At 63.2% G+C, this 24,461-nt stretch carries 20 protein-coding genes; 9 read left to right on the plus strand and 11 right to left on the minus strand.

Annotated features, from left to right (window positions below):
* The first annotated feature begins 2 nt into the window (after positions 1–2).
* Together ACZK4H_RS18825 and ACZK4H_RS18830 are read left to right on the plus strand one after the other, a co-directional pair.
* Complete coding sequence (locus ACZK4H_RS18825) at positions 3–467, plus strand: MarR family winged helix-turn-helix transcriptional regulator (RefSeq protein WP_099554660.1); 465 nt, start codon at positions 3–5, stop codon at positions 465–467.
* A 197-nt stretch (positions 468–664) separates the two neighbouring features.
* Positions 665–958 (plus strand): KGG domain-containing protein, encoded by a 294-nt coding sequence (locus tag ACZK4H_RS18830; protein WP_049429457.1) that lies wholly within the window; start codon positions 665–667, stop codon positions 956–958.
* 10 nt (positions 959–968) lie between these two features.
* On the opposite strand, the gene ACZK4H_RS18835 is transcribed toward ACZK4H_RS18830, so the two are convergent.
* On the minus strand, positions 969–2,441 hold the full coding sequence (locus ACZK4H_RS18835) for an MFS transporter (RefSeq protein WP_099554658.1): 1,473 nt from the start codon (positions 2,439–2,441) through the stop codon (positions 969–971).
* Between the two features lie 127 nt (positions 2,442–2,568).
* Here ACZK4H_RS18835 and ACZK4H_RS18840 point away from each other — a divergent pair, with 127 nt between their 5' ends.
* Positions 2,569–3,198, plus strand: a complete 630-nt coding sequence (locus tag ACZK4H_RS18840; protein WP_099554656.1) for a TetR/AcrR family transcriptional regulator — start codon at positions 2,569–2,571, stop codon at positions 3,196–3,198.
* Positions 3,199–3,213: 15 nt separating this feature from the next.
* Here ACZK4H_RS18840 and ACZK4H_RS18845 read toward each other — a convergent pair whose 3' ends face one another.
* Complete coding sequence (locus tag ACZK4H_RS18845) at positions 3,214–3,564, minus strand: VOC family protein (RefSeq protein ID WP_099554654.1); 351 nt, start codon at positions 3,562–3,564, stop codon at positions 3,214–3,216.
* Positions 3,565–3,723: 159 nt separating this feature from the next.
* Complete coding sequence (locus ACZK4H_RS18850; protein ID WP_099554683.1) at positions 3,724–3,924, minus strand: hypothetical protein; 201 nt, start codon at positions 3,922–3,924, stop codon at positions 3,724–3,726.
* Positions 3,925–4,112: 188 nt separating this feature from the next.
* On the opposite strand from ACZK4H_RS18850, the gene ACZK4H_RS18855 reads away from it, so the two are divergent.
* Positions 4,113–7,466, plus strand: a complete 3,354-nt coding sequence (locus ACZK4H_RS18855; protein WP_099554652.1) for an autotransporter domain-containing protein — start codon at positions 4,113–4,115, stop codon at positions 7,464–7,466.
* A 115-nt stretch (positions 7,467–7,581) separates the two neighbouring features.
* On the opposite strand, the gene ACZK4H_RS18860 is transcribed toward ACZK4H_RS18855, so the two are convergent.
* The 4 genes from ACZK4H_RS18860 to ACZK4H_RS18875 form a co-directional block, all read right to left on the minus strand.
* On the minus strand, positions 7,582–7,944 hold the full coding sequence (locus ACZK4H_RS18860; RefSeq protein ID WP_076739635.1) for a hypothetical protein: 363 nt from the start codon (positions 7,942–7,944) through the stop codon (positions 7,582–7,584).
* 17 nt (positions 7,945–7,961) lie between these two features.
* Complete coding sequence (locus ACZK4H_RS18865) at positions 7,962–8,342, minus strand: hypothetical protein (protein ID WP_099554650.1); 381 nt, start codon at positions 8,340–8,342, stop codon at positions 7,962–7,964.
* A gap of 66 nt (positions 8,343–8,408) precedes the next feature.
* Positions 8,409–10,910: an RHS repeat domain-containing protein gene (locus tag ACZK4H_RS18870; RefSeq protein ID WP_239503826.1), complete on the minus strand. Its 2,502-nt coding sequence runs from the start codon at positions 10,908–10,910 to the stop codon at positions 8,409–8,411.
* A 344-nt stretch (positions 10,911–11,254) separates the two neighbouring features.
* Complete coding sequence (locus tag ACZK4H_RS18875) at positions 11,255–11,707, minus strand: PA2169 family four-helix-bundle protein (protein WP_005411167.1); 453 nt, start codon at positions 11,705–11,707, stop codon at positions 11,255–11,257.
* A gap of 612 nt (positions 11,708–12,319) precedes the next feature.
* Here ACZK4H_RS18875 and ACZK4H_RS18880 point away from each other — a divergent pair.
* The gene (locus ACZK4H_RS18880; RefSeq protein WP_099554648.1) at positions 12,320–12,961 is read left to right on the plus strand and encodes a glutathione S-transferase family protein; all 642 of its coding nucleotides are present in this window, start codon (positions 12,320–12,322) and stop codon (positions 12,959–12,961) included.
* A 23-nt stretch (positions 12,962–12,984) separates the two neighbouring features.
* Here ACZK4H_RS18880 and ACZK4H_RS18885 read toward each other — a convergent pair whose 3' ends face one another.
* Both ACZK4H_RS18885 and ACZK4H_RS18890 read right to left on the minus strand, forming a co-directional pair.
* A complete protein-coding gene (locus ACZK4H_RS18885) occupies positions 12,985–13,392 on the minus strand; it encodes a hypothetical protein (RefSeq protein ID WP_099554646.1) in 408 nt (135 codons plus the stop codon).
* Positions 13,393–13,441: 49 nt separating this feature from the next.
* Positions 13,442–13,861 (minus strand): H-NS histone family protein, encoded by a 420-nt coding sequence (locus ACZK4H_RS18890; protein WP_099554644.1) that lies wholly within the window; start codon positions 13,859–13,861, stop codon positions 13,442–13,444.
* A gap of 118 nt (positions 13,862–13,979) precedes the next feature.
* Here ACZK4H_RS18890 and ACZK4H_RS18895 point away from each other — a divergent pair, with 118 nt between their 5' ends.
* Entirely contained in the window at positions 13,980–14,372 is a 393-nt protein-coding gene (locus ACZK4H_RS18895; RefSeq protein WP_099554641.1) for a DoxX family protein, read from the plus strand.
* 3 nt (positions 14,373–14,375) lie between these two features.
* Here the strand turns inward: ACZK4H_RS18895 and ACZK4H_RS18900 are convergent, their stop codons facing one another.
* On the minus strand, positions 14,376–15,374 hold the full coding sequence (locus ACZK4H_RS18900; RefSeq protein WP_197577823.1) for a GlxA family transcriptional regulator: 999 nt from the start codon (positions 15,372–15,374) through the stop codon (positions 14,376–14,378).
* 201 nt (positions 15,375–15,575) lie between these two features.
* Between ACZK4H_RS18900 and ACZK4H_RS18905 the strand changes: the two genes are divergently transcribed.
* The gene (locus ACZK4H_RS18905) at positions 15,576–16,406 is read left to right on the plus strand and encodes an alpha/beta fold hydrolase (RefSeq protein ID WP_099554638.1); all 831 of its coding nucleotides are present in this window, start codon (positions 15,576–15,578) and stop codon (positions 16,404–16,406) included.
* A 23-nt stretch (positions 16,407–16,429) separates the two neighbouring features.
* On the opposite strand, the gene ACZK4H_RS18910 is transcribed toward ACZK4H_RS18905, so the two are convergent.
* On the minus strand, positions 16,430–17,077 hold the full coding sequence (locus ACZK4H_RS18910) for a hypothetical protein (RefSeq protein WP_099554636.1): 648 nt from the start codon (positions 17,075–17,077) through the stop codon (positions 16,430–16,432).
* 260 nt (positions 17,078–17,337) lie between these two features.
* Here ACZK4H_RS18910 and ACZK4H_RS18915 point away from each other — a divergent pair, with 260 nt between their 5' ends.
* On the plus strand, positions 17,338–19,251 hold the full coding sequence (locus ACZK4H_RS18915; RefSeq protein ID WP_099603868.1) for an FG-GAP-like repeat-containing protein: 1,914 nt from the start codon (positions 17,338–17,340) through the stop codon (positions 19,249–19,251).
* Positions 19,252–19,744: 493 nt separating this feature from the next.
* Entirely contained in the window at positions 19,745–24,439 is a 4,695-nt protein-coding gene (locus tag ACZK4H_RS18920; protein ID WP_099603869.1) for a wall associated protein, read from the plus strand.
* The last annotated feature ends 22 nt before the right edge of the window (positions 24,440–24,461 follow it).

Below are 24,461 nucleotides of genomic sequence, written 5' to 3' on the forward strand. Positions count from 1 at the left end.
GCATGGATCTCCAACTTGCCAGCCTGGGCACCCTGCTGCGCGCCCTGCTCGATCAGCTCGACCCGGCGGTCGAGCAGGCCTATCGCGACCTGCAGCTGGACTTCCGGCCGCGCTACACCCCCGTGCTGCACACGCTGATGGCGCAGGGCCCCTGCCGCATCAAGGATCTGGCGCTGGCCTGCGGACTCAGCCATTCGGCACTCAGCCAGACGGTGGCCGCGATGGTGCGCGACGGCTGGCTGCACGCCGTCATCGGCGAAGACAGCCGCGAGCGCATCCTGCAGCTGAGCCCGCACGCACTGCAGGCACTGCCGGTGCTGCAGGCGCAATGGCAGGCCACCGCACGCGCCGCACGCAGCCTCGATGCGGATCTCGGCCAGTCGCTGGAACAGGTGCTGCGCGAGGCTCTGCAGGTTCTGGAGCAGCGGCCATTCGCGCAACGACTGCGCGACGCCCGCCGGCGCTGACACTGCGCCGTCGCCGATGTGTCGCCTCTTCGAGGACGGCAACTCCCGCTGCGTTCGCCTGAATGGCCACGTCATCGACCGCGTGCGCACATGGCGTGAAGGCCACGGCGAGGATGGCGACCTGGACTTAGCACGCGTTGGCCAAGCATGGGCGCTGCCGTTGACGACGGCGCCGACCCTGCAGCAGGAGACGTCCCATGACCGACCAGAATCACCGCTCCAACCGGGGCTTCGCCTCGATGGACCAGGACAAACAGCGCGCGATCGCCGCCAAGGGCGGGCGCGCGGCACATGCCTCCGGCAATGCGCACGAATTCAGCCCTGACGAAGCGCGTGCTGCAGGCCGCAAGGGCGGCGAAGCGATCAGCCGCGACCGGCAGCACATGGCCGCGATCGGACGCGAAGGTGGGCACGCACGCCACGCCAATGCACGCCAGCAACAGCAGCAGATCGAGCACGGTGCAGAGGATCCACACCCCCAGCAGCGGTGACCCCGCGCGGTCAGGCCGGGGCGCGCTGCCGATACAGCCCAAGCGCCACAAGCAGGGCCAGCGCACCCGCCGCCGCCATCGCCCAACCGAACCCGCTGGCCATCGCATTGCGGTACCACGTCAGCACCTGCGGCGTGGCATGCATCGAGCCTGGGTGCAGGACGAGTTCACGCGCCTGCGCAACAAGCCGCTGCTGCCCTGCGGCCTGCGCGCAAGCGGTGAACTGCTGTACGGCACGCTGGCCCATCAGGCTGCCCAGCAACGCGATGCCCAGGCTCATGCCTGCCTGGCGCAGCGCGTTCATCGTGGCTGAGGCAATACCTGCGCGTTCGGCCGGTGCGTTGGCCATGACTGCCATGCCGGTCGCCGGCACTGCCAGCCCCATTCCAATGCCAAGCAGCATCAGCACGGCGCTGGCATAAGCGCGCGAAGTAGCCGGTTCGAACGTGGCCATCACGCACAGCGCCACCCCGGCCAGGGTGTAGCCCAGCACCAGCGCGGCGTGCAGGCCGAGGTGGGCGACCAGACGACCGAACAACAGCGAGACAACACCCATCAACAGGAACTGGGGAGCCAGCTGTGAGCCCGCCAGCGCGGCACCATGTCCCTGCGCCTGCTGGAAGAACAGCGACAGGAAAAACAGGCTCGCATAGGCAGTGAAGCCCAGCACGAACGAGGCCAGGTTGAGCATGCCGAAGCGGCGGTCGGCAAACAGGTCCAGCGGCAGCAGTGGGCGTGCCACCCGCCGCTCGACGATGCCGAACAGGATCAGCCCGGCAGTTGCGGCGCCCAGCGCCAGAAGCGTCACCGGGGCCAGCAGGCCATGCTCGCCGATCGCGATCAGGCCATAGCACAGCGCGCCCAGCGCAACGATGCTGAGCAGCTGCCCGGCCGGATCCAGTGCGGCGTGCTGCGGGTGGCGTCGTTCGGCAATGCCCCAGGCGCCAAGCGCAAGCGCCAGCAGCCCCAAAGGCAGGTTGATCAGGAAGATGCTGGGCCAACCGGCGCGCTGCACCAGCGCACCGCCCAGCAACGGGCCGAGCACCAACGCCAGCGCGCTGAAGGCGGACCAGCCACCGATCACGCGCGCGCGCTGGCCTGGATCGGGAAATGCGTGACTCAGGATCGGCATCGCACTGGGAATCAACAGCGCACCTGCCACGCCCTGCACCGCGCGTCCGGCGACCAGGGTCGAAAGATCCTTGGCGCAGGCGCACAGCAGCGAGCCCATGATGAAGGTGGCGACGCTCAGCAGCCACATCCGCCGATGACCGTAGCGATCCCCCAACGGACCGGCTGACAGCATCAGCGCCGATAGTGCGATCGCGTAGGCGTTGATCACCCACTGCAGGCCTGCCATGTCGGTCTGCAGCGCCTGCTGCAGGGTTGGCAGTGCCACGTTGACGATGCTGATGTCCAGCGAAGCGAGGAACGTACCGAGGTAGGCCGCCAGCACCAGGGCGGGCCGTTGGAGGCGTTTCATGCGTGGATCCCGGGGGGAGGATGTGCGCGCATCCTAGCGATTGACTGACCGTCGGTCAATGACCGACGGTCAGTCAGTGTGAAGAGGCAGCTAGAATGGCGGCCGTCACACCCGGATACCGCCCACCATGCAGACCCCAGCTGTCGCCAGGCCTCGCACCAAGCCCGCCGAAACCCGCCAGGAGGAACTGATGGACGCCGCCCAGGCGTTGTTCCTGTCGCAGGGTGTGGACGCCACCACCATCAGCGACATCGTCGCAGCGGCCGACGTGGCCAAGGGCACCTTCTATACCTATTTCGCCTCACGCACCGAGATCCTGCAGGCGCTGGCGCAGCGCTACACGCGGCAGTTCATGGAAGAGGTCGAGCGGGCCGTGCAGCAGCACCCTGCCGGTGATGGCGCAGCGCGCCTGCGCGCCTGGATCCGCGCCAACATCGAGATCTACGTGCGCACCCACGCGTTGCATGACGTGGTGTACGCCAACCATCACCACCACCAGCGCGGCAACGCCGAGCGCAATGCGATCCAGCAGCAATTGCTGGGCATCCTCGAGGCGGGCAACGCCGCTGGACTGTGGCAGCTTCCAGCGCCGCAGGTCACCGCCTCGCTGATCTATGCCGGCGTGCACGGCGCCACCGACGACCTGATCGCCACGCCGGCACAGGATGCCGATGCGTTCATCGAAGCCGTGGAAGCGGATTGCCTGCGCATGGTCGGTGTTCCCGCAGCTCCGGCGCGCGGCGGCAGACGCCGCTGAAGCAACGCTCCCCGCTCAGGTGTGGGCGAGAATGTTCAACAGCCGCCCGAACGGGTCGCGGACGAAGAAGCGACGCACGCCCCAGGGCTCGTCGGCCGGGCCATACTCCAGCGGGATGCCGGCCGCGTGCATGCGGTCCAGCACCTGCTGCAGGTCGTCCACTTCAATCGACAGGTCGGGCACCGCGGTGCCGGAACCCCCTTCGCTGGCAAAGCTCACCTGCGCCAGCGCACTGCCCTGCCCGCCATGGGTGACGATCCAGCCATGATCCATCACCACCGGCATGCCCAGCAGTCCGCCATAGAACGCTGCGGCACGCGCCGGGTCAGGCGTGGCGATGTTGGCGACAATACGTTTGACGGCCATGTGCAGCGGCTCCGGTGCGATTTCCCATCCTCGCTGCTGCGTGCATGGCCCGCAAGCGGGCTCAGCCCACCAGACGCCCGCATCGCCATCTGAGGCGATCGCTGAAACAGAAGAGCCCCGTCGATGACGGGGCTCCACGTACGGCTCAAACGGCGCGACTCACACGCCCATGCACAGATCGACCACGCAGGTGTTGTACGCCTGTTGGCATTCACCGGCATCGGTGCCACTGGCCAGGCACATCTGATAAGCCCGCCAGCAGGGCTGGTCACAGGGCTCGACTGGCCCAGCCACCGCCACCGAACCGGTACACGCCAACGCGAATACCGCCACTGCAATCACCTTCCTGATAACACGCATCGCCATCACTCCTTGATAAGCCTGGTGAGCCCAGGCCGGCCCACGTTAGCGAGGACATGGGGAGACGAAGTGAAGCCCACTGTCACGCACACTTAACCCGTTCACAATTTTCCTTTCACATTCATGGGGGATATCGCCACGGATTGGCGTTAACGGCCTTGTTGTCCGTCCATCAAGGAAGTTGCCCGATGAATCACCCGCTGCACGGCCGTTCGTCCCACTCCCGCTCCCCGCTGCACAGCCGCCTCGCCCTGGCCGTGTCCAGCGCCCTGTTGCTTGCCGCTGCATCGCCCGCCATGGCCAGCGAAGCGCTCGACGCATGGCAGCAACAGCGCCAGCTGCAGGCGGCCTGGGCACAGCCCGACGTCAGCGCGCCTGCAGCACCTACGGCCACCACGCCAGCGGCATCGCCCGCCCTGCTCGGCAATCCGGGCGATGCCGCCAGCTGGCGCAGCGATGAATTCAACGCCGACTGGGGACTGGGTGCGATGGGCGCCGACTACGCGTATGCCCGCGGCCTGACCGGCAAGGGCGTGCGCCTGGCGCTGTTCGACACCGGCTCGGCACTGGCTCACCCCGAATTCGCCGGCCGCAACACCTCCAGCATCACCATCGGCCCGAACTGTGCGTCACCGGGAACCGTCGGCGGTACCGGTGCGTGCAGCCAGACACAGGGTGATCGACCGGGAATCAACTACTACACGCTCGGCGCGGGCGTGCCGGCTTCCCTGCAGGCCACCATCATTGCCGCAGGCCGTGAATGGGGTTTCCGCTATGCCGACCACGGCACGCATGTGCTCGGAACCATTGGCGCCAACCGCAATGGCACAGGGATGCACGGCGTCGCCTTCGGTGCCGATCTGACGACCGCTCGCGTGTTTGGTGACACTTACTACGAGTGGAAGCCTCAGACGGGCGGAGGCTACCTGCCTGAAGCTGTGGAACGGACGGACCCCGATGGTGCTGCAAGGCTGGACATGTACGCGCAGCTGCAGGCGCAAGGCGTGCGTGCCATCAATCACAGCTGGGGCATCTCCACCCGGAACATGACCGTGGCCGCACTGGATGCCCAGTACGCACGCATCGGTGCCGGCTACGACGTATACGGAAGCATCTACAAAGACAGTGCGAACGCCCCTGCTTCGCAGTTGATCCAGGTCTGGTCGGCCGGCAATGGCAGCGGCGCCGTCGCGGGTATCACCGCGGCCTTGCCGCGCTGGAAGCCGGAGATCGAGCCTTACTGGCTGGCCGTCGCCAACGTTCGCCAGCCCAATGCAGCCAATGGCGAAACCGACTACGTGATCAACGCAGGCTCGAGCATCTGCGGCGCTGCCGCCAACTGGTGTATTTCCGCACCGGGAACGGCAATCCTCAGCACCATCGTTTCCGGTGACATCCAGGGACGGCTGGAGAAGACCGCAGACTACGTCCGCCTTCTCATCGACAGCCAGAATCCCACGTACGACTACGGCCGGAAGACCGGCACTTCCATGGCTGCCCCCCATATCACCGGCGCACTCGGCCTGTTGATCGAGCGCTTCCCCTATCTGGACAACGCCCAGGTGCGCGACGTCCTGCTGACTACCGCGCGCGATCTCGGTGCCGCTGGCGTCGACCCGATCTATGGCTGGGGCATGGTTGACCTGCGCAGGGCCATCGAGGGCTATGGCTCGCTGCGCGTGGATACCAACGTAGAGATGAACCAGAAGGCCGGCGGCCTGAAGGTGTGGGAAGGCGATGCCTGGGACGACTGGACCAATGACATCGGCGGCCCTGGCAAACTGACCAAGTCCGGCATCGGCTGGCTGCGCCTGAGCGGCGACAACAGCTTCAACGGCGCGGTGCTGCGTGAGGGTACGCTGGAGTTGAACGGCAGCAACACCCTCACCTCCGCGGTCGATGTGCAAGGCGGCCAGTTCCTGCTCAACGGCAGCCTGGTCTCCACCGCACTCACCACCACGGGTGGCGTCAGCACGGTCAGCGCCAACGGCGTGCTGAAGGACAGCAACATGACCATCAACGGCGGCGTGGTGTCCTTCAATGGCATGCAGACCGGCGGCACCACCACGGTCGGTGGCAACGGCCTGCTGAAGGGTATCGGCACGTTGGGCAGCACCCGAGTGGACGGCACCATCGCCCCCGGCAATTCGATCGGCACGCTGACCATCAACGGCAACTACGTGCAGGGCGCGACCGGCGTCTACGCCGCCGAACTCGCGCCTGGCGGGCGCAGCGACCAATTGCACGTGACCGGTACCGCCACCCTCGGCGGTACCCTGGTCGCGTTGCCGGAACCGGGCATCTATTATCTCGGCGAGCAGTTCAACTTCATCCGCGCCGACGGTGGCATCAACGGCCAGTTCGCGAAAACCGACTTCAGCGCGTTCTCGCCGTTCCTGCAGTTCAGCCTCGCCTACGGGGCCAATGGCACCCGCATCGACGTGGCACGCGGTGCCTCGCTGGCCAGCGCCGCCACTACACCGAACCAGCGCGCTGTGGCCGCTGCGGCGGACCTGCTGGCAATCAACCAGGGCTTGCCCAAGCCGCTGACCCAGCTGTTCCCGCAGCAGGTCGGCGGCGTACTCGACGGCCTCAGCGGCGAACTGCACGCAGCCACGCCGCTCGCACTGGTGGAAGGCAGCCGCTACGTACGCGATGCCGCGATGTCCCGCCGTGCAGGTGCAGTCGCGCCGGGAGCCGATGCGGGCGACGCCACCGGCGCCTGGGTGCAGGCTCTGGGCGGCAACAGCAAGCTGGACGGCAACAGCAACACCGCCCGCACCGACGCCAACAGCAATGGCCTGCTGGTCGGTATCGACCGCGAGTTCTCCGGCTGGCAGGTCGGCGTGCTGGCTGGCACCGGCCGCACCGACGTCAAGCAGCAGGCGCGTCGTGCCAAGTCGAAGATCGACAACACCCACTTCGGTGCATATGCCAGTCACAACTGGGGCGGCTTCGGCCTCCGTGGCGGCGTCGCCTGGAGCAAGCACAAGGTGAAGAGCACCCGCGATGTCGACTTCGCAGGGTTCAGCGACAGCCTGAGCGCACGCTACAACGCGCATACCCGCCAGGCCTTCATCGAAGCCGGCTACCGCTTTGGCAGCCCGGAGGCCGGGCTGGAACCCTACCTGCAGGTCGCACGCGTGGAGGTGGACCTGAAGCAGATCAATGAGCGCGGTGGTGCAGCCGCCCTGCACGGCAAGGTAGATGACACCGGCACCACGGTCGCCACCGCTGGCCTGCGCTTCGACAAGGGCCTGAAGGCATCGTTCCAGCAGGACAGCTGGCTGCACCTGCGTGGTGGCGTGGGCTATCGCCGCGCCTCGGGCGACCGCAGCCAAGTGGGCAACCTCGCCTTCGCCAACAGCGGCACCACCTTCTCGGTCGAAGGCGCCCCGATTGCCGACAGTGCCGTGGTGGCCGAGCTGGGCCTGTCGGCGTGGCTGACTCCGCGCCAGCAGCTGGAGCTGGGTTACAGCGGCCAGTACGGCAGTGAAAGCCGCGACCACAGCGCCAACGTGCGCTGGTCGGTTCGTTTCTAGACGCGTGTTCTCTTGACGGTTTGGGGCGGCCTCAGGGCCGCCCCCTTTTTATCCACGCCCCAGGACCATGCGCGATACCCCTGGATCATCGCGTCCTGCATCCATCCGTGGAGCATCACGCGTGGATGAAGATCGACTGGAGCCGGGTCGCCCAACCATTGCACCCGGTGGAGTTGAAGGCCTCGAGCCGGACATTCTTCCCCGATGTCAGCGCTGCCAACGCCGCCGCGTAGGCTTCCTTTGCACCGGGCCGGGACATGTCGATTGCAAAAGTATCGGTATTGCAGAAAGCCGTACTCGAAACATGCACGTACACAATTCCCGCCGGGCCGTCCATGTACGGCCGCAGCGACAGAATCGTCATCTGATCGCTGGTGGGCTCCGCCTTCAGTGGTGCAGACAGGCACAAGGCCAACGTCAAGGCCAACCCCGCTCCCAATCTCCTGCGGAGACCCGGCGTCGCGTCATTCATCATCATGTAGTTCCCCTGTGGATTCAGACATCAGGCAGCGTCACGGCCCTCAGCTGCATTGTCCCCGAGATGCAGCCGTCGACACGCAACCCGACACGCAGCTTGTTCTGCCAGGCGATGAGCAGCATCGACACCATCTCCCTCTGCATCGGATGATCATTGAGAAGAATGAGGCGATTGCCACCACCACAATCCGAGCCCGCAGGAAGCACACCCTGCGTCACGAGGTAGAACCCTTCCCCGCCCCAGCCCGTTGCGACGGATACGATCCGATGGCCTTCCAGATTGTAAGGCTCTGCATTTGCCGTTGAGGCCAGGACAGTTCCCAGCACTGCCATCAGCGCCAACAACACCTTGCCGCCGATGGCGCCACGCAGGCGCGATACAGCACGTACTCCATCCATGTTGCTCGTTCCCCTGTCATGAATAACCGGTTTCCGCTGCGCTGCGGCACGTGCGGTCCGCTACGCTCAGCCCAGCAGCAGCTGGTACAGCAGGGGCACGATGTCGCCCTGCGGACGCTGGACATGCGAGACATCGGACACCGGCGTGCAGCTCCCCGTGGCGCCACAGGCAAGCACGCGATACGCATAGCTGGTGGCAGGGCGTGCCGCAGACGTCCAGTTCGCCGCGTTGCCTTCGTAGACCGTGGTCCAGGTCACCCCGTCCACGCTTTCCTCGACGACGTAGCGGACGGCAGAGGCCACAGGTGACCAGCCAACGAAGTCCTTCGCCGCCGGCGAATGCCGCATCGGCATCGCCGCCTTGGCGACCAGGCTCCCGCCCAGCGTGATGTAATCGGTCCGCTTGTCCTCGCGCTCGCTCGCCTGGTAGCGGAGGACGCCGGCGTGGTCGTACATCGAGGTGATCCGTCCGAGCGACGAATCCGTCTGCGTGCGGCGTCCGTCAGCGTCGTAACGGTAGCTCTCGGAACCTGCCGCCGTACGCAGCCGGTTGCCGAAGTCGAAGGCGAACTGCTGTCCGTTCTTCGCCCGCAGGTTGCCCTGCGCATCGTAGGCCAGGCCGACCACGGTCGCCCCTCCGCAACCGTTGATCTTCACGTTGGTCAGACGCCAGGCGTTGTCATAGCAGTAGTGATGGTCACGGCCGAGAATCGTCACGCGCGTGAGGTTGTCCAAGGCGTCGTAGCTGTAGCTCGCCGAGCCGAACATGGGTGAGGACGCCGAAACGAGCCGATCCAGCGCGTCATAGCCCAGATTACGGTTGCCACGCTGGTTGCGGCCCGTGGCACCGTCAGTGATTGCCATCACATTGCCGACCGCATCGTAGTCGTAGCCATCGCTGAGGATCCGGGTTGCACCAAGCGCGTCCTGGCTTACATCCGGCAACTGGCGCGCGTTCTGCACCATCGTGTGGACAATACCGTTGCCATAGGTGAACTGACGGATCGCCCCGTTGGGGTAATAGCCCACGCCAACGGCGTAGGAACCCGCCTGCCCGGCCTGTCCCAGCGCGTTGGGCGCATACGCGACCACGTTGCCGGAGGGATAGCGATGCGCGGAAAGGTTGCCCAATGCGTCGTAGGCATACCCCATCGCCAGCGCTTCGCCATCGGCGGGGCTCTGCACCTCACCGATGAGCAGCCCGCGACGGTTGTACGCATAGCTGTTGTGCGTCTCCACCCCGGCGTTCAACGTGGTGACCTGCTTGACCTTGCCATCGGGCCAGTAGCTCCAGCGCTGGTTGCCATTGCCGTCAGGGAACTGCAGCGATGCGAGCCGGTTGCGTGCGTCATAGGAACGCACCACCCGGCGCCCGCTCGCCGCGGCAATGTCCTGGTTGCAGTTGCCTGCATCGGACAGGTCCAAGCCCTGCGCGCTTCCAACCGGGTTCGATGCGGCGTCGTAGTCAAATACGGTTGCGCCGGTTTCCGGCTCGATCGTCTTGCACAGCCGCTGCGCCGCATCGTAGACATAGCGCCGGGTCGACGTCACCGAGCCATTGCCGGCCCTGCGGGTGATCGACGTCGGCTTGCCGAAGACGTCCCGCGGGATGTCCAGCACGGCTCCCTCTGCCAGTTCGATACGTACCGGCCAGTCAAGCTTCGCGGCATCTGCACCGGTGTAGGTCACGACAGTCGGGATACCCCTGGCATTGGTCGTGCGCACGCGCCGCCCCGGCAGGTACTCGGTTCTGGTGACCAGCGCGCCGATCTCCGAATCCTGGCTGACCTGGACCACCCGCCCCAACGCGTCGTACGTGGTACGGACGCCAGTTCCGGCGTCCTGGACCGCACCGACCCCCGCGACAGGATAGGACTGGAAGGTGACCCGCCCCTCCGTGTCATAGGCGGTCACCGAGGCCCGCTGCGTGCCGGCCTCGTTGCCCGCGTCGTACTCGCGCACCAGCAATGGGCGCCACAGCGCATCGTAGTAGGTGACCTTGCGCGCATTGCCGGTGCTGACCGTCTGCCGCCAATGGCCGGCAGGAATGCCGTACTCGGCGCCGCCCACCTGGGCAAACTGTGTCGTGGTGGACGCCCAGTCCACCGTATCGCCGTCGGGATGGTCGACAAGCGACATGCGCCCCATCGCGTCGTAGTCGTAACGCGTGGTGTTGCCCCGGCCGTCGGTGATCCACCGTATCCAGCCATTGTCATCCACGCCGGCAGACTGGGACGAACCATCCGCGTACTGGATGGTTCCGGGGATGCCTCGCTTCCAGCCGGACAGGCTCACCGTATTGCCACGCCCATCCACCACGGCGCGAACGGTACCATCACCATTGTAGTGAATGGTCTGCTGGAGCTGGCCGAAGGCATAGATCCGCTGGGGCTTCGCGGTGGCCGGGTCATAATCCACCTGGGACTCGATCCGGCCCGTGTCCTGGTTGACCGACGTCCGGACCTGGCCAAGCACCCACTTCGACAGATCATCGTGATAGGTGATGACGTTGGTCTTGCTGTAAGACTGCGCCCCGGCGCTTCCAACGAACGTGCCCAGGAACATCATTGCGGAAAGTGCATTAACTCGACGCATCATCAGTGGGCCTGTTCGCAATGGATGGCGATGGGACAACCAGGACCAGGCACCGGAAGGACCGGCGAGGCACACATCACGGCAAACCGCGCACACGCAGAAAACCGGACGCGGCTGCATCCGGTTGGCGGTTGACGCTGATGATGGACGAAGCCCCCTTCGTCATGCCGTGCCTGTTCCCTGGACTCGGCCAAGTATAACCATGAAAACGGGGCGGAACGCCCGGCCCTTCGCAGCCCTGGTGGGCTGCGAAGGTTCCCGGACAATGATGCGCCTGCGGAACTCGACGGCCGCGATGGGCCGCCCGGCGCTGGGCGTCAGGCGGCCTTCATGGCGTGCTTGCGTGCCCGCATGACGTTGTGGCACTCCTGCACATCCGGCAGCAGCTGGGTCACTTCCTGGCGCACCGCCGGCGGCAGATCGTTGTCCTGCAGCACATCCTTGAACGCGCCCAGCAGTCGGTCTTCGGATTCTTCCAGTTCGGCCACGTAACCGTAGTTGGTATCACCAAACGCGGCGCGCACCTTGCCGTAGAACTGCTGCATCGAGCCGACCATGGTGCCGTGCTCGGCCGGCTTGCCACCGCTGGCGGCAACCGAACCACTCAGTGCCGCGACGATCCGCGCCTTGACCCCGGCGATGCGGGTGAACAGTGCCGACAGTTCGGCATCCTTTACCTTTGTTGCGGCTTCTTCATAGAAGGACTTGCCATCGCGGGCGATCTCGATCAGGTCGTTGAGGCGATGTTCGATGGTGGACTGGGTGCTCATGGCGTCGCTCCTGTGTGCTCGAAAGTCGGTGGAGAATGGCAGCGCGATCACGCTGCCTTCGGACACCACTCTGGACAGCTGCACGTGCCGGCTGGGTGAGTGCGGATTGATGTGCACGTCACCATCCGGAACACGTGCTGACTTCTTCATTGCCGGCATCATCGATGTTCACGGAAAATGAGCGTGCAATGCATGCCTCACCATGGCGCGATGACGATGATCAGGCTGATCAGCAGCGCTATCGCCAGAATCACCAGCAGCACATGCCATTGCTTCCAGGTCGGTTTCGGCTTGCCAGGCGTATTCATCGGTGGCCTCCTGTATATGCCGGGAAAGGAGCTGCCAGACTGAAGCGAAACGACATTGCACAACGTCGACGTGACGTGCATTCCTCGTGCAGGACATCCGCCCATGCGTGGAGATGACACGCCCGTGACCCGGCTCAGATGTGTACGGGGTGCCGGGGGCCTCTCGATCCTCGAATGCCCATCCATCGACGCATGACCGCAACTGCTTCGGCGAGGTGAAGAGAGCATCGGGTGCTGTCGATTTCCGCCCCCTTGGTACGTCGAAACAGGAGAGGCAGGCCTTCCGGCCTGCAGGAGCACCGCGATGTCCCCCATTCTCACCGCCTTTGCCACCTCACCCGACCGCGGCCAGGGCCTGGCCCGCGACATGCGCGTACGCTGGGCGCTGGAGGAGCTGGGCGTGCCCTATGACGTGCAGCTGCTGACCTTCGCCGAGATGAAGCAGCCCGCGCACCTGGCACGGAACCCGTTCGGGCAGATTCCCACCTGGCAGGAGGACAATCAGGTCCTGTTCGAATCCGGCGCAATCGTCCTGCACCTGGCCGAGCTGCACTCTGGCCTGCTGCCCCTCGATCCGGACGCGCGCATGCGCGCAGTCATGTGGGTGTTCGCCGCGCTGAACACGGTGGAGCCGCCCATCGTCGAGCGCTCCATGGCGTGGGTGCTGGAGCGCGAGCAGCCCTGGTATGCACAGCGGTTGGTGATGCTGGACGAGCGCGTGCGGACGCGTCTCTCACAGCTGTCCGCGTGGTTGGGCGCGGCGGCGTGGCTGGACGGCGGGTTCAGCGTGGGCGACCTGATGATGGTCTCGGTGCTGCTGCGCCTGAAGAGCAGTGGCCTGCTCGACGAGTACCCGCTGCTGCTGGCCTATGTGGCACGGGCGACGCAGCGTCCCGCCTACCAGCGCGCGTTCGCGGCGCAGCTGGCGGTATTCCAGAACGGGTAGTTCCACGCCATGCGTGGAAACACTCAGCGCAACCTGGGCCGGCAGGCGGCCTGCACCAGCATCAGCTGCGCCACCAGGATCAGCATCGCGCAGCCTGACAGCAGCCATGGATCGATGTACCACTGCGCGTTGAAACTGAAATCACCGGCGGAAATGCGCTTCCAGCCGTTGAAGTGCTGCATCGCCGCGACCACGAACGCGAAGCCGCCACTGGCGAATGCAAGCCAGGGTACGACGATGCCACCCGGCCGCGCGAACAATGTCAGCACGCCCAGCACACCGATCACCGTGCGTTGTACGCGGCAGTACGGGCAGACATAGGCCATCCCGCTCCACTCCACCGCCCAGGCCAACAGGCTGACCAGCACGGCCGCGCCTGCCGCTGTGTACAGGACTTTCGGCGTGATCGTCATGCCACCCTCGTGTGCCATCCCGCACTCCTTCGTTCAAAGACCCGGGCAGGGTAACAGTGCCGCAGCCTCATCCCTTCTTGATGACGGTCCGCTTGCCGATGGTGCTGGTCTTGCCGGCGGTCGGTCTGGCCAGGCCAGGAATCAGGAAATCGGTGGCCTTGTGGCCCATCGACACCTTGGACGCCAACCAGCGCGGCATGCGCCCGCGACCGGTCCAGGTCAGGCGCTTGTATTCCGGGTCGCGATACTTGGGCGCGATTTTGCCGGATTTACGGCGGGCGGGTTTGCGGGCGGGCGCAGGTGTTTCCGAGGCTTCGCCACCGAAGAGTTCTTCGAGGGTGTAACCGGCTTCGGCCGCGGCGGCCTTCAACATCCGCCGCACCGCGCTGGCCGGACGGCGGCTGGAAATGAGCTGTTTCCGCTGTTCAGCGGCAACCACCAAGGCGCCCAGCTCCCGAAGGCTGAGCGATTCAATATCGATCGTCATGGTGGAAAGGTCTCCTGCGGGCGGCCAGCTGTCAAGGCGCCTTGCCCGCTGCGTAGACACGGGCTTCACTGCCGGTGGGCTCCGATCGCCTTCGCCAGCCATCTCCGAGGAACCCGACGTGAGCAACTCACCGCATTCGCTCGCCTACCTGCTTGCGCGCATCCTGCTGATGGCGCTGTTCCTGGTATCCGGCATCGGCAAGCTCGGCGACCTCAACGGTACCCAGGGCTACATGGAAGCCATGGGGGTACCCGGCATCCTGCTGTGGCCGACCATCGCCTTCGAGATCGGCAGCGGCCTGTGCATCCTGCTGGGCTTCCAGACCCGACTGGTATCGATCGTGCTTGCGGGCTTCAGCCTGGTCACCGCCTTCATCTTCCACCACAACGTTGCCGACCCGACCCAGCAGATCATGTTCCTGAAGAATATGGGGTTGGCCGGTGGGTTCCTGCTGCTGGCCTGCACCGGGGCTGGGCGATACAGCCTTGATGGGCGCGGGCGGCGTGGGTGATGTTCATTGCTGTGCGCGCCGCCTGATCCGGAAATGATTCCGGTAGGCCGAAGGGGACATGCCAACGATGCTCTGGAATGCCTTGCGGAATGCGCTCACATCGTCGTATCCCAATGTCGAGGCCAGTTGTGCAACAGGGATATCGCCGAGCTGCAGCGCGTCCCTGGCCTTGGCCATCCTGACCTGCCGGATGTAGTCGGCAGGATTGAGTCCGGTGGCCTTCTGGAATCGCCGGATGAATGTTCTTTCGGTCAGGTGGGCACGCTCGGCCAGGGTACTCACCGTATGACGCAGCCCAGGCTCAGCGAGGATGGATCGCTGGACAGCCAGCAGCGCTGCGTCATCGTGATCCAGCTTTGGCAGGAATCCCTGCAACGGCCGCTGGTCCTGCCGGATCCCGTCACTGAGCATGAAGCGGGCTGTTGCCAGCATCACGCTGGAGCCCATCGTGCGATCGACGATCAACAGGCCCAGATCATTCCACGCAAGGATCGCGCCTGACGTAACGACGTCGCCATCATCGATGACGACATTCTCGGTGGTCACCTGGACGTCGGTGTAGGTGCTGGCAAGCAGGCCCGCGAACGCCCAGTGCGTCGTGACCCGTCGCCGTGCAAGCAGGCCGGTCTGGGCAAGCACGAAAGCACCCGCGCAGACGGAGCACATGATCGTGCCGCCGGAATGGAGCGCCTTGAGCCACTGCGCCTCGTGTGGCATCGCGGACATGCGCTCAGGCATCGCCACACTCGGCGGCGAGATCACGAAGGCGGGGGCATTCACATCGCCGGGATCGCTGTCCCAGCAACATTCCATGCGGCCCGATTGCGGGTTCCATTGCCAATGCGTCACCCGGATGAAGGACCGCCGGTCATCCTCGTGAGGATACGCCGCCCATTCATTCGCGATCCGGAACAGATCGGTCAGGCCGTGGACGGCCGCCATCTGGCAATCCGGGTAGATCAGCAGAGCGACTTCGATCCGCTTGTCAGTTTCGATACCCATGAATGTCACCTCCACCAATTTCAATTGATACAGCGCTACCCAAGAATGGATTCGGGCGGAGTGATGGCCGCCCCAGCATAGAAGGAATCGCATGCCTGGGGCCACTCCCGCGACACGCACCGTCAGCGTCCCTGCTCCTGCACCGATGCAGGTCGCCGCGACGCAGGACGTTCTCCAAACCCAACAGCGAGGAACCTTGAAATGGCTACGGTTACCACCAAAGACGGCGTCGAGATCTTCTACAAGGACTGGGGTCCGCGCGACGCCAAGGTCATCCATTTCCATCATGGCTGGCCGCTCACCGCCGACGATTGGGACGCGCAGATGCTGTTCTTCGTCAACAAGGGCTATCGCGTGGTCGCGCATGATCGCCGCGGTCACGGCCGCTCCAGCCAGGTATGGGACGGGCATGACATGGACCACTATGCCGACGATGTTGCCGCCGTGGTCGAGAAGCTGGGCACCCAGGGCGCCATGCATGTGGGCCATTCCACCGGCGGCGGCCAGGTGGTGCGCTACATCGCCCGCCATGGCGAGAAGAACGTGTCCAAGGCGGTGTTGATCAGCTCGGTGCCGCCATTGATGGTCAAGACCACAGCCAACCCACAGGGCACGCCCAAGGAGGTCTTCGACGACTTCCAGGCGCAGCTGGCGGCCAACCGTGCGCAGTTCTACCACGACGTACCGGCGGGCCCCTTCTACGGCTACAACCGACCCGGTGCGAAGCCCTCGGACGCGGTGATCTGGAACTGGTGGCGGCAGGGCATGCAGGGCTCGGCCAAGGCGCACTACGATGGCATCGTTGCCTTCTCGCAGACCGATTTCACTGAAGACCTGAAGGGTATTTCCATTCCGGTGCTGGTGATCCACGGCGATGACGACCAGGTGGTGCCGTATGCCGACTCCGGCGTCCTTTCCGCGAAGCTGGTGAAGAACGGCACGCTGATCACCTACGAAGGTGCACCGCACGGTATTCCGACCACGCATGCCGACCGGATCAACGCCGACCTGCTGGCGTTCCTGGAAAGTTGATCATGAAGGGCCCGGGAAGTGCTTCAGGCACTTCCCGGACCATCCGGCAGGCGGATTCCATTGGCGGCAATGAACGCACGCGACGCATGCCAATAGGCCTGTGGCGGTGTCTGCAGCCCCGGCAGTGACCAGTACTCCTCGATGTGCAGTACGCTCATCACATCGGCCCATGCAGCGCGCGCATCGTGGACACGCATGCGCCAGCGGTGATGCGGCGGAAAGTAGGCGTAGTGTTCGAGCGCCTGCTGCTGCGCCTGCTCTTCGGCAATGCCTGCCTGATGGATCAGCGTCCAGGCATGCATGTGACGCGCGTGCGCAAGCGCACCGAGATACTCATCCTCATCCAGCAAGGGAACCGCCTCACCGCGGGCCAGGCACAACGCATCCGACTCGGTGTCGTACGCCAGCGACGGCTGCGCCAGTTCCGGGTTCTGCTGCCAGTACCCTTCGCCCAACACATGCAGCATCGCCCAGTGCCAGGGCTCGTCGTGGAAGAGCAGTGCGTGCTCGTACTCGCGGCCGGGGGACTGGTCGGGATAGCGTTGGCGTGCGTGTTCGATTGCCAGCGCTTCGGGAATCTGACCGTAGCGCACCAGGCACCAGGCGAACAGATGCCGGCTGTCTTCGATCTCGGTGGTGAAGTCTTCCACCTCTGCGTTGGTGTCAGGCATGTTCGATCCTTGTGTGCGGATCAACTATAGCCGGAGCGGCGGAATGCGCAGGGAAGCAACAATCCGCAGTCGGTCGTGCGAGGTCGATTGGTGGCCGCGAGCAACCGCAACAAGAAATCAAATGATTGATTTGATTGATATTCAATTTACTTCAATCCGCGGGCATTGCTCATCCCCGACCTTGGTCACTGAGAAGTCGCAGCCAAACTGGCAAACTCAAAGGCGGCCGCATCTCGCGGCCCTACACCAGGGAATTGGCAATGTTAAGGAAGCTTTTGCTCGCCGCATCGACTGCGATCATGGTCGTGCCAGCTGCGCAGGCCCAGACCGCCCAGCACGAGTGGATCACCGTGATGGAAGAACATTTCGACGAGCTGGGATTGACGAACTGGATTCCCTGGGAAGGGGACATTCTCCATCAGAATGGAGGCCAGCCCTACAGCTACACGCCTGGCAACGCGTTCGTATCGCAAGGCAATGTCATTCTTCGTGCAGAGCGGCTCACAAACGGAAAACTGCAGACCGGAGGTATCTACTATCCGCGCTATTTTGCCTACGGACGGTTCTCCGCCCGCGTGAAGATGACCAATACGCCCGGCGTCATTCCCGCATTCTGGTTGCAGTCGCACGCTCCCCGCTGCGCGGAGATCGACATTTTCGAGGCAACTGGCCTGAAAAAGTCCAATCCACGGGCGATCAATTCGCAGCACTACTGGTTCCTGGACCCAACCAATTGCGGCAATCCCAGTTCCACGACCATTTACGGAGAGACAGCGCTGGAATGGTATGGAGATGACTATTCTGCCGGATTCCACGTTTTCTCAGCGGAATGGACGCCCGAGCACGTCGCCTACTTCGTCGATGGCGTAGAGGCTTTCCGCGCAACCCGCAACATTCCCAGCCTGCCGATGCTGGTGAACGTGAATACCAATATGGGAACACCACCGGTCGACAGCTACGTCGAGAACCGCATCAATGCGGCCACCGTGTTCCCTGCCGATTTCGTCGTGGATTGGGTCAAGGTCGAGCAGTTCGCTCCTCGCGCATGCCCCGCCCGTGGCGATCATGCAGGAAGTCTCCGCCGCGCCAATGGCAGTTGCGCCGCGGTGCGCTCGGTGGACTACAACGGTGATGGTGGCGGCGACGTCATCCTATACAACCCATCCTCTGGCAGCGCTTCGGTGGCGACCGGACAGCTGGCCCCCCATGCGGGCCTGGTGACCCATTCCCTGACGGATGCTCCCTCGGCGCCATGGGCAACCTCGGCCAAACTGGTCAGTGGCGACTTCGACGCCGATGGTTTCTCCGATCTGCTGGTGCACGGCGGCGACGGTAGCGTACGGCTCCACTATGGACGTCCTGACGCTCGATTCACCGAACATCTTCCATCACGCACTGCATGGAATGTGGGCAGTCAACTGATGGCAGGAGATTTCAACGGTGATGGACGGAGCGACGTACTCATCCTGCAGGACAGCGGCGCTTTCGAGATCCGCTACGGAGGCAGTGATCGCGGGTTGCGCTTCGCCCCACAATCGCAACGGCAGGTCGCCCTGGGCAGCCGCCCGCATGTTGGCGACTTCAATGGCGACGGCCTTGATGACCTGTTGCTGTATGGACCCAACGGTGAGGTCGACCTCTTCTACGGACGGGCCACCGACGGACTGCGCGCAGAACCCGGTCAGCATGATCAATGGCGGGCTGGCCATACATTGAAGATTGCGGATTTCAACGGCGATGGATACAGCGATGTGCTGATCTATGCCGCCGACGGAGCCACTGAGATCCGCTATGGGCAGATGAACGGCGGTTTGCGCTTTGCACCGAGCACGGCCGATCTATGGTCCACCGGGCACACGCTGTTGACGGGTGATTTCAATGGCGACGGCAGAGACGACGTTCTGATCTACGCAGTGAACGGACACTCGGAGATCCGCTACGGCCAAGCCAGTGATGGTCTTCGGTTCTCCGCGCAGAGCGTCTCCAGCTGGAGCCCCGGGCATCACTTGCTGACCAACGACTTCGATGGTGATGGGCGCACCGACGTGCTCATACAGTCGGCAAATGATGACGTGGAAATCCGGTACGGGCAGGCAACGGATGGCCTGCTGTTCTCACCGGCTTCCGCAACCCGCTACAACCCCGGCTGGCGCTTGCATACAGGGATCCGCTGAACCATCTGCCCCGATTGCGAAGAGTCGCGATCGGGGCCTTTGCCCATGGATACCCACTCAAGGTCGTGGCACCCAGCGTGCTGCACGGACGGCTCCAAGCCAGCTACCTCAAAGAGAAGATGGGTCGGAGGGGGGCGGTGGCCGTCTGCTGATCGCGATTCACCAACAGGGACTGGGGGTGTTCTCCTCCCGGGCCCGTTAGCTGTGGGCGAATGCGCAGAACGCACATGGCAGAGTTGCTCAATCTTCGATGCTTCTGCTCAGGTCCTTCTGCTTGCTTCGATCATGAAGGGTCCAGAGTGGCAGGCTGCTCATTCCCGGAGCAGCCTAAGCGAGGTAGCCAGCCAGGAACTGAGCTGTGTTGTGAGGTGATCCTTGCACGGCACTGACCAGGTGCAGCGATCTGTCAAATGTGTCTGGGATGAAACAACTTCAAAATTGACGGTTCCCGGCTCGCCGTGGAAGAGTCTCACATAACAACCAGGGGGCAGGGATGCGAATCGATACCACGGAAGTTGCGATCAACTCATGCTGGCGCGCAGTCGCAACGATTGCGCTCGCGGCGGGGATCATCTCCGCCGCGCAAGCACAACAGGCCGTGCAGCAGCCCTATCAGGAATATGACAAGAAGCTCCGCTCGGCAGAGCAGGTTGCTGCACTGACATCAGAGCTGTTCGGCGACGCGGTCAATGTATATGACCAGAGCGGATACTTCAGGCAGACCGATATCGACCTGGCAGGTAACAACGCACTACCGGTCCGTCTTGAACGCCGATTGAATGTTAGGCCCATTCCCGAGTACGGTTTGTCGCCGTTGATCTATGGTGGCGCGGGTGACTGGAACATCGATGTTCCCTTCATCTCCGGCGTGTTCGATTCCCAGTATGGGTGGACCTATCGAGGTTCTCGGAAAGTTCCTCGCTGCAGCGCCAACTTCATTCCCTATACGCCGCCACCATTCCGGATTGAAGACATCTGGTCTGGCTATACGGTCAACCTTCCCGGGGAGGGGGCGCGATCGCTGATGGGTGATCCGCCTGCAGGCCTCAGGCCAGCCAGTCGTCAGAGCGAGAACTGGAGTTGGACTACCAGTGCAATGGATACCGTCAGCTGCACACCGATGATTGCCGGGTTGGAGGGAGAAGGCTTCATCCTGCAGACCACATCGGGCATCAAGTACACCTTCAACGTTGGCACCGAGCGCGTTGTGGGGCTGATGGGATCTATCGGCGCCAACGCTGCCCAGGCACGCTTGGAGATCTATCTGCTGGCCAGTCGTATCGAGGATCGTTTCGGCAACAGCGTCAGCATCAGTTACAACGGGAACGGCCATCCGACCAGCATCACGTCCAGTGATGGGCGTTCGATCACGTTGAACTATGCAGGGAATCGCCTGCAAAGCGCCTCGGCAAATGGCAGAACTTGGACTTACGGGTATGCAGGCAACTCGCTGCAGCGGGTTACCCAGCCGGACGCCGCCTGGTGGGAGATCAACCATCTCTCCGACATGCGTATCGTCTATGAGAACTGGCCGGAAGACCCCTCTCAGGGATGTGGAAGTCCGCCTCTCCGGGATAAGATCTATACACTTCAGATGAAGCATCCATCTGGCGCGATCGGCACATTCTCCTTCCGGAACGGGCGAGGCTATCGGGCAGGAGTTCCTGCGAGTTACTGCATCAACGAGGCGCGTGATGGCCAGATGATTCAGTATCTCGCCGTTGCCAATTACTTTGATAATTTTGGCCTGGTGGAGAAGACCATTGAGGGTCCGGGCATTGCTCCCATGCGCTGGACATATACGGACAAGGGGGATTACCAGGATTATTGGGCGGGGAACGGCTCCTACTGCAGCACCTGCACCCAATCCAAGGCGGTGAGAATCACGCAGCCTGACGGAAGCTGGATCGAAGAGATCTACGGAATTGTCTTCCGGTTCAATGAAGGGAAGCTTCTCGGTCGGCGTGTGGGCAACGCCGCAGGAACGGTACTCGAGTCTGAAGACCTGACGTATGTTTCAGATGCACAGATGCCTTCGATGCCCTTCCCGGATCGCTATGGCTGGACGTGGGGAGGTAACGACGGCAGCTCGGCACTGCTTAGGCCGCTGCAGCGACGTCAGGTCACGCGGGATGGTGTGGCGATGACCTGGCAGGCCAACTCCTTTGACAGCTATGGCCGCCCAGTAAGTGTGACCCGCAGCAGCTCGCAAGGTGCCAGTCGTACCGATACCACTGGTTACTATAACGATACCAATGCGTGGCTCCTCGGTCAGGTTTCCAGTCAGACCAACAACAACACTGGTCTGATCGAACTACAGACCTCCTACAACGCCAAGGCAATGCCGGCAGAGCAGCGGCACTTCGGCAAGCTGCTGCAGACGTTGAGCTACCATGCAGACGGCAACGTCGCCAGCTTTGCCGATGGTCGCGGCAACAGCACGACACTCAACAACTGGAAGAGGGGCATCCCGCAATCGATAGGCTTTGCGGATGGTTCATCGATGTCGGCCAGCGTGGACGACAATGGCTGGATCCGCTCGGTGACCAATGAGCTGGGTTACCAGACAAGCTTTGACTATGACGCGATGGGCCGGCAGACCCGCAAGGCATTTGCTCAAGGCGACACGGTGGCCTGGAACCCGACGACGCAGATTTTCGAACGCGTGGATGCCGTGGAATATGGGTTGGGTGCAGGCCATTGGCGGCTGACGACCAATACTGGCAATCGGAACAAGGTGACCTGGTTCGACGCGATGTGGCGGCCAGCTTTAACCCGTGAGCAGGATGCAAGCAATCCAGCAGCGACCCAGCGCTACCAGCGATTTACTTACGATCATGCCGGCCGTACGACGTTCCAATCGTACCCGGATTCGGCCAGCAACCCGAGCGCGGGACAGTGGTCAGAGTTTGACGCACTGGGTCGTGCCACCTCCAGTTCGTCTGACAGTGAGTTGGGCCTGCTGACGACAGTCACCAGCTATCTTCCCGGAATGCGTGTGAGGACAACTGATGCCCGTGGGCAATCGAGTACGACCCTGCACCGGGTGTATGACACTCCGGCCTACGATATGCCGGTTGCCATCGAACATCCGGGCGGCGCGTTCACGGACATTGGCCGTGATGTGTTCGGCAAGATCACCTCAATCAAGCGGCGCGACGCCAGTGGCGGTGTCGCCCTCACGCGATCCTATGTGTACAACCCGCAGCAGGAGCTGTGCAAAAGCATCGAACCGGAAACCGGAGCGATGGCCATGGGCTACGATGCTGCCGGAAATCTCGCTTGGTCGGCGGCGGGGCTTACGCAGGGAACGGTCGATAGCTGCGACACTTCTGCGGCACAGGCATCAGGGCGCCGGGTGGATCGGACGTACGATGCCAGGAACCGTCTGAAGCAATTGGCTTTTGCTGATGCCAGCGGCGATCAGGCGTGGCAGTACAACAGCTCAGGGTTGCCCACCCAGGTGATCACCAACAATCCGTCTGGCAAGGCGGTCACCAACACCTATGCCTACAGCAAGCGGGGTCTGATCATCGGGGAGACGATGCAGCAGCCAGGCGGCGTCAGCTGGTCCATGGGATATGGATACGACGCCAATGGAGCACTTGCCAGTCTGCAGTATCCCAGCGGCTTGCAACTCGCGCTGGCCCCCAACGCATTGGGACAGCCCACTCGCATCGGATCCTATGCCACGGGCGTCGGCTACTACCCGAATGGTGCTCTGCGGGCATTCAATTACGGCAACGGCATTGCACACAGCATGGCCCAGAATGGCCGGGGCCTGCCGGCAAGGGCAGTGGATGCTGGCGTCCTCGATAGCAGCATTGTCTACGACAGGAACGGCAACGTAGCCAGCATTACCGATGCGATTACTCCGGCCAGGTCAAAGCAGATGCAGTATGACGCGCTGGATCGCCTGACACAGGCGACGTCAGCATCCTTTGGCGGCGACACGATCTACCGATATACCTACGACGTGCTGGACAACCTGCGCAGTGCCAAACTGGGTGGCGTGAAGCAGCACAACTACTGGTATGACGCCCGTAATCGGATGACCAACGTGAACCGCGATGATGGCAGTGCGATCGTTGGCCTGGACTACGACGTTCAGGGAAATCTGACCAAGAAGAATGGTGAGGCATTCCGGTTTGATCTGGGCAACCGTCTGCGCGATGCGGCCGGGCGGGAGACCTACGCCTATGACGCGCTCGGTCGTCGTGTGGGCAGCTACAGCAACCAGGAGGGCGACATTCTGTCGTTCTACGGCAATGACGGAGTACTGCGCAGGCAGGACAACAAGCGCACGATGAAGGAGATCGAGTACATCAGCCTGGGAACTCACTTGATAGCCCAGATCGAGAAGAGCACCGGTCTTGCCGTGCCGCGCCTCTCGGGACCGGCGACCGTGGAAACCGGCAGCTACACCCTGTCATGGAGTGCCGTTGGACAGGCCTCACGCTATGAACTTCGTATGACGGCCAATGGTGGGCTGAGTTGGAGCACCCTGTATACGGGGAGTGTTCTGTCCTATGCGCTCACGGGTGTCCCCAAGGGCGCGAGGCAGTACCAGATTCGTGCTTGTGATGCGAAGGGGTGCGGTGCTTGGAGCGTCTCCACATTCGTGCGGCATCTCCCTATTCCTGTTCCAAGTGTTGCTCCAACGATGTCTGGGCCTGCCGTATCGACGGGGAGCTACCTTTTGAGCTGGAATGAAGTGCCGGATGCAACGTTCTATCGCCTGCAGGAGCAGGTTCAAGGTAGCAGCTGGTCGGTGATCAGCGACGGTGCAACGGCCTCTCATTCGTTTGGCAGGCGTCTACCCAATCGTTATCAGTACCGTGTCGCGGGTTGCAGCGAAGGTGGGTGCGGGCCGTGGAGCGAAACAATTACCCATGATGTGCGGCTGCCTCCGCCACCTGTTCCGACTAATGTAAGAATACGTACGGTAAATCTGGACTGGAATTCAGGATCTGAGGCCTCCTGGCTTCCGTCGGTTGGTGCAAAGTACTATGAGATAAGGGAGTATGAACCCGCTTGGGAGAACATCCCGGAGTGGAACAATGTCTACAGCGTTGGACTGGTGCTGGAGAAAGTGTGGGATGGATTCTTCCTGGGAGACATTTATGTCAGAGCTTGCAACGAATCCACTTGTTCGGATTGGGCGATTGCAGTCTGGGAGAAGCGCTAGGATGTGCGATAGATCATTTGCC

Source organism: Stenotrophomonas sp. 78350_Sma (assembly GCF_056482105.1).